Annotated in this window: 8 protein-coding genes; all 8 read right to left on the bottom strand. The window is 35.4% G+C overall.

Annotation, left to right across the window (positions count from 1 at the left end; all coding sequences use genetic code 11):
* Positions 1-169: 169 nt before the first annotated feature.
* Positions 170-658 (bottom strand): metallophosphoesterase, encoded by a 489-nt coding sequence (locus BEN26_RS13560; protein ID WP_069799803.1) that lies wholly within the window; start codon positions 656-658, stop codon positions 170-172.
* Positions 659-785: 127 nt separating this feature from the next.
* Positions 786-1,508, bottom strand: coding sequence for an HAD family hydrolase (locus BEN26_RS13555; RefSeq protein ID WP_068722567.1), 723 nt, complete (start codon positions 1,506-1,508; stop codon positions 786-788).
* Between the two features lie 39 nt (positions 1,509-1,547).
* Positions 1,548-2,012, bottom strand: a complete 465-nt coding sequence (gene trmL / locus BEN26_RS13550; RefSeq protein WP_068722565.1) for a tRNA (uridine(34)/cytosine(34)/5-carboxymethylaminomethyluridine(34)-2'-O)-methyltransferase TrmL — start codon at positions 2,010-2,012, stop codon at positions 1,548-1,550.
* 140 nt (positions 2,013-2,152) lie between these two features.
* Positions 2,153-2,659 (bottom strand): amidase domain-containing protein, encoded by a 507-nt coding sequence (locus tag BEN26_RS13545; protein WP_068722563.1) that lies wholly within the window; start codon positions 2,657-2,659, stop codon positions 2,153-2,155.
* A gap of 87 nt (positions 2,660-2,746) precedes the next feature.
* Positions 2,747-3,280, bottom strand: coding sequence for a methylated-DNA--[protein]-cysteine S-methyltransferase (locus BEN26_RS13540; protein WP_068722561.1), 534 nt, complete (start codon positions 3,278-3,280; stop codon positions 2,747-2,749).
* Between the two features lie 44 nt (positions 3,281-3,324).
* Complete coding sequence (gene queG, locus BEN26_RS13535; protein WP_069799800.1) at positions 3,325-4,482, bottom strand: tRNA epoxyqueuosine(34) reductase QueG; 1,158 nt, start codon at positions 4,480-4,482, stop codon at positions 3,325-3,327.
* Positions 4,483-4,586: 104 nt separating this feature from the next.
* The gene (locus tag BEN26_RS13530; RefSeq protein WP_069799798.1) at positions 4,587-5,168 is read right to left on the bottom strand and encodes a ribonuclease H family protein; all 582 of its coding nucleotides are present in this window, start codon (positions 5,166-5,168) and stop codon (positions 4,587-4,589) included.
* A 697-nt stretch (positions 5,169-5,865) separates the two neighbouring features.
* Positions 5,866-5,967, bottom strand: a 102-nt coding sequence (locus BEN26_RS13525; protein WP_181482305.1) for a zinc ribbon domain-containing protein, incomplete at its 5' end; no start/stop codon positions are given.

Genomic DNA, 5,967 nt, shown 5'->3' with positions numbered 1-5,967 from the left:
CTTTGCCGCCGGCTTCCTTCAGATTCCACCTCACGATGGACACCCTTGCCTTAGGCTAATGGTTGGTTGCTACATACCCCCATAACGGACTTTCACCGTCTAGTTAATCGCCATGCGTGGCGCACTAAAAAAAAATCCAGATGTATTTATATTTATACATCTGGATTCTTTAAAAGTAGTGAATCTTGGCTTGAATCTTATCATCTAAAATGATTTCACCATATGAATACTTTGGACTTCTTCTTTTATCTGTAGGTGAACCAGGATTAAAATACAGTACACCATTTTCCCATTCTTTAAACGCTTGGTGACTATGTCCAAAGATAACAATATCAACCTTTTCATTAGCAAATGCTTGTTTTGCCCGTTGTAAGGTGGTTCCATATACACCATCGCCATGAATGAGTCCAATTTTATATTTACCTATATCAATGATTTTCTTTTTTCCTAATCGAAATAAGATTTCCGGACCATCATTATTTCCTGCAACTGCTTCAAGACGAGAAGATAACGCTTGTAAATCATAAAGGATATCTATAGAGGTAAAATCCCCGGCATGAATAACCATGTCACTCTTTTCGATTGCTTCATAAAGAAAATCTGGCAATGAAGTAGATTTTCTAGGCAGATGGGTATCAGAAATCACGGTTATTTTCATCTCGACTTCCCCTTTTCGCTTTTATTCAAACCACTATCATAAAAAGATAGATATTTTACAGTATTATAACATAGAATAAGTTTGTATATTCTAACGCGCTCCGTTGTCCATGTATCTATGCTTTACTTTAAAGTGCAAAAACTCCTTTTTTAGCTTTTATATCTTCTTTTAACTCTTCAAGTGATCCTTTTTGATGGACTTCATAGGTTAAGGTCCCACGATCAATTAAATAATCTGTTACTAAAAATGTTGGCATCCCTAGTTTGCTAGCAATCATATCTTCTTGCATATCATTACCAATCATCATCGCTTCTTGTGGTTCCACTCCAATTTTCTCTAAAATCTCTAAATAGTATTTTGGCTGGGGTTTACAGAAATGAGATTCTTCATACACCGTAACTAAATCAAAAGGAAAATCTAATAAATCCAGCCATTTTAAACGTTCATAAATAGCTGCTTTTGGGAAAACAGGATTGGTGGCAATCACTACTTTTCTTCCTTGTTCTTTAGCGATTTCAACAATTTCTTTTGATAGGGGAGAGGGGTTGGTATGTATTTTTAACAAAGGAAATTCTTCTTCATAAAAGCGAACGAATGTTGGCCAAATATCTGATTGCTGGATCCCTGTCCTTTTTACAAAAGAATCAATAAATACTTGCTCATTAGTAAGATTATGGTCTGTATTTTTTATCATATCATTCGTTGATTCCCAGATTATTTTTATAAAGGCTTTTGGATCTAGAAAAGAAGCAACGTTTGGTGCTAATGCTCTCATATATTGTTCTATAAATTGATCGGTATTCATCGGTAATAAAGTGCCATCTAAATCAAATAATAATGCTTTTGCCATATGAACCTCCACTATTTTCTTTATTGATTGGTTATTAGATTATTTTAAATAAGGAAAATTGAGTTGTCTAAGCGCTTCATAAACAATGATGGCCGCTGAATTAGACAAATTTAGTGAACGAATCAGTTCTCCCATTGGAATGGTGATCGTCATATCCCAGTTTTTTTTCAAAATATCCATAGGTATTCCTGCGGTTTCCTTTCCAAAAACCAAAAAGTCTTCATCCTGGTATTGGACATCGGTATAAAAACGCTCTGTTTTTGTTGTAGCATAAAAAAAACGTCCTTGAGGGTATGTATCATATAACTCTTGAATCGAATCGTAGTATTTAATATCAACAAAATGCCAATAATCTAAACCAGCCCTCTTTAGCATTTTATCATCCGTTGAAAAACCTAGGGGTTTAATTAGATGTAATCTAGTACCAGTAGCAGCACAAGTACGTACAATATTTCCTGTATTGGCTGGAATTTCGGGTTCATGTAATACGATATTTAGTGCCAATTCTTCTCACCTCTAAATCAGTCTATCCCATCAATACCTTACATTATACTACAACAAGATCATGCTCACAAAAGTGAAGATATTCTTTTAAAAAGAATAGGCTCATCTATTCTAAGACAAGCCTTTCTCTGAACTAAAAATTAAAATTGATCTACAATATGAAAATATTTATATTGAGTCTTTTCTGTCCAAGCATAAGAATCTTTGTATGCCCAATTTCGTTTGATTGAATTTACAGTATGGGCATTTACTAATGGCATTCCAATAGGATCTATGGCTGTAACAATGGTATTATGTTGCCACTTACCATCTCCATCAAAATCATAACAAATGACATCACCAATCGTTAGTTGCTCTGGGGATTTAACTTCAATCGCTCTTAACCCTGTTCTACTAGTCTGTAGGTACCATCGCAAGCTGTGAGCAACAGCCCAGCTATAGCTCCAACGGTCAGACTTATTCCCATTTCCTTGATACCACCATCCTTTTCCCTTTTGTCCTAAACCTGTCATAGGCGCTCCTCCTGCCCAAAGACACTGGGAAACATAGTTGGTACAGTCTACTTCAAAAGTTCGAAATCTAGGATTATAACTATTCCACCATCGGTCAGCATATTCAGCGGCCTTTTTACGGTTATAAACCCCCACTTTTACCACCTCCTATGCCCATCTCTATGGTGTTCAAGATGTAAATAGAACAAAAAAGAAAGGATACTCTCCTTTCTTTTATTTCAGTTATTTATCTTTGGGTAGATAACCTTCTAACTGAAGCAGATATTGCTTAATCTCTATTCCCCCACCATAGCCTACTAAATTACCGTTTGACCCGATTACACGGTGACAAGGTACAATAATAGGAATCGGGTTATTGTGGTTTGCACCACCAATTGCTCTAACCGCTTTTGGGGCATTCATTTGAATTGCAATATCTTTATATGTTCTTACTTCTCCATAAGGAATCGTTAATAAAGTTTCCCAAACTTTTTTCTGGAAGGGTGTACCATATAATTCAATAGCAATATTAAATTCCGTTCTTTGCCCGCTAAAGTATTCTATTAATTGTTGGATAACGGTATTTAACTCATTTTTTGCTTCTACGATTTGATCTGTACCTATCCATTGTTTAACCCATCTTTTTAGCAAAAACAAACTATCCTCAATCATACCAAATTCAATCCAGCAAACACCATTTGTTGTTGCAGCAATGGTTAGAGGTCCAATCGGTGAATCCATCTCTTTATAATAAACCATCTTAGATGATTCTTTCATCCTATCCCCTCCAAGAGGTTGTTTCTCCTTATCATACCGATTTATTATGTTTTTAGCGAACTTAGTATACCTTCATTTGCAAGCTTATTTAATGATCTTATGATTTCTTGCAGTACTTTGTCATCTTTTTCTTTAATTTTCGCTTGAAGCAATATTTCTTCTACTTCTTTTCCCCCTATTTTCCCTAAAGACCACGCTGAGGTTTGGCGGATCACTGGCCTTTCATCATTGATTAAAAGATCCTTTAATAGAGGTAATGCTGTTTTATCTTTAAAATGAGCTAAGGCAATTATCACATTTCTTTGAATCGGTTTCTTTCCCCTCCAAGCAGCTGCGGTCTGTCTCCAAGTTTCTTTAAATTCTTTATTAGAGATTGTTAATAAAGGCTTCAACAAGGGTTTCGCCAATTCAGGATTAGGTAAGGTCTTTTCTTGGTGGCCAAAGTTTATCCCTTTATTTTTAGGACAGACGATTTGGCATGTATCGCATCCATATAATCGATTCCCTAACTTTTCCATTAGTTCTTCTTCTAACATATCTTTTCTCTGTGTGATATAGGATAAACATCTTTTTGCATTTACTTGGCCAGCCTGAACAATAGCTTGAGTAGGACATGCATCTAAACATCTTGTACAGTCTCCACATTGATTTTCCATAGGATGATCTTCAGGAAAAGAAATATTTGTTATCATTTCCCCAAGATAGACATATGATCCGAATTCAGGGGTTATGAGCAAAGAGTTTTTTCCGATCCAACCAATTCCTGCTCGTTCAGCTACAGCATGATCAGACAGTACTCCTGTATCTGTCATAGCCACATATTCTGCGTCAGGCACCATTTGTTTGAGATATATTCCTAATTGGTTTAGTTTCTCTTGAAGAATTAGATGGTAATCAATTCCCCATGCTGAACGGGCTACAAAGCCTCTATATTCCCCTTCTACTCCCTTTGGTGGCTGTGGGATCTTAGAAGGATATGCAATAGCAATGGCAATGATTGATTTTGCATTTTTTAGTGTAAATTTTGGATTTACACGCTTATCAATGTCTTTTTCTTCAAAACCTGATTCATACCCTAATTCACGATGACGATGTAGTATTTTTTCTAGTTCCCTAAATGGTTCTGCAGAAGTAAATCCTATCTTATCTATTCCAATTTGCTGTGCATAATCTATCACTTTTTGTTTTAGTTTCTCATTCATTACAACCACTCAATTCTATATATTAGAATTAATCTGAATAAGATCGGCTTTTATTATAACCTAAGCAGCATATTGGATTAAAGTCTGTAAATCTTGGTTATTTTTCATTTGATCTCTTGATATAGATATTGAAACCTTTCATCTTTATCTGCTAATTTTTGGATAGTATCAACCAAGAGTTCGTAATTTTGATAGGAAAGCGTAATTGTCTTCTTTTTATCTATTTTTTCAGATTTAGGACTTTTGGAGGATGGAATAGCTGCAACCGCAATCTGATCGGCCATTTCATTCCACTTATTCCCTGAATGTCCCTTTACTTTTTCCCATTCAACTACCCTCTCTTCTACCAATGGTAAAAGTCGTTTCCATAGATCCTGGTTTTCTACAGGTTTTCCTTGTGAAGTGATCCAGCCTTTTTTTATCCAAGATTTTAACCAATTTTGTTGAAAGGCATTGATTAGATAGGCTGAATCGGAGTATATTTTGACTTTACTCCCTTTTGGGGTATTTTTTAACGCCTCAATGGCAGCAGTTAATTCCATCCGGTTATTTGTTGTAGAGATTTCTCCGCCAGAAAACTGTCTACCATCCAAAAAAACAGCTCCCCATCCTCCTGGTTGGCCACCAGCTGCTTGATTGTTCGCACATGCACCATCTGTATAAACCTCGTATTTTTCGATGTTCATTTTTTCCTCCTATATACGTCATATTTCTAACTTTATTTTTTAAGTTTCCCTCTTTTTTCGCTTTAGTTCTACAAAAATCCTCTTAAACGATAAAATCCAAATGTGTAAATTAGCCCACAAAAGTGAAGACTACCTTCGAAGCGTAATCCGAGTACTTTTGTGGGGCCCCATTAAAATAATGAAAAGAAAGTTATACTTTTTTATCTTTTTAAAAAAAACGCGACCCTTCGTCCTTAAGGAACGAAAAACCGCGTTAGTCCTAGCGATACTTATGTAACTTGATTAAGTCGACAAAGTTCTACATTTGTAACGACAAAATATAATATACCATGTCTTTTGTCCTAGGGCAACCTTTTCATAATAAAAAATTCACAAAAAATTAATAACTTCTTCATTTTAATTATTTCTCTTTAATGTTTTCATTTAATCACCAATTTCTTTCCTATAGTTACTATAGCAAACATAATTTAACCATTGATTAAATCGCTGTTAATTTGTAAAATAAGAACAGACCAATTTAAACAATGAATTGGTTGGGAGTTATTGCCCTGTTTTTCATTTGAAAAATAGGGTCTTTTTTTTGCCGTGAACTACCCGCCACCTACGTTTCGCTTAGAAGTGGGGGTTTCTAAGGTAATCGCACCTAACGGTACGAAATTTACTTAGCTATCGAGCCTGTTCCATGCTCTATTTATGATTATACTAACAGTCGCAATCCTTCACGCTTGATATTGATAGAAGCGTTCCAATCTCTATCTGCCACAAAACCACAATCACAATCGAATATGCGCTCAGAAAG

The sequence above is a fragment of the Tepidibacillus sp. HK-1 genome, assembly GCF_001748485.2.
Lineage (GTDB): Bacteria > Bacillota > Bacilli > Tepidibacillales > Tepidibacillaceae > Tepidibacillus_B > Tepidibacillus_B infernus.
This window is presented reverse-complemented; position numbering and strand designations above follow the sequence as displayed.

Excerpts from the sequence above, each read along its gene's own strand:
- BEN26_RS13560 (WP_069799803.1), bottom strand. The coding sequence starts at position 658 with ATGAAAATAACCGTGATTTCTGATACCCATCTGCCTAGAAAATCTACT.
- BEN26_RS13555 (WP_068722567.1), bottom strand. The coding sequence starts at position 1,508 with ATGGCAAAAGCATTATTATTTGATTTAGATGGCACTTTATTACCGATG.
- BEN26_RS13540 (WP_068722561.1), bottom strand. The coding sequence starts at position 3,280 with ATGAAAGAATCATCTAAGATGGTTTATTATAAAGAGATGGATTCACCG.
- queG (WP_069799800.1), bottom strand. The coding sequence starts at position 4,482 with ATGAATGAGAAACTAAAACAAAAAGTGATAGATTATGCACAGCAAATT.
- BEN26_RS13530 (WP_069799798.1), bottom strand. The coding sequence starts at position 5,168 with ATGAACATCGAAAAATACGAGGTTTATACAGATGGTGCATGTGCGAAC.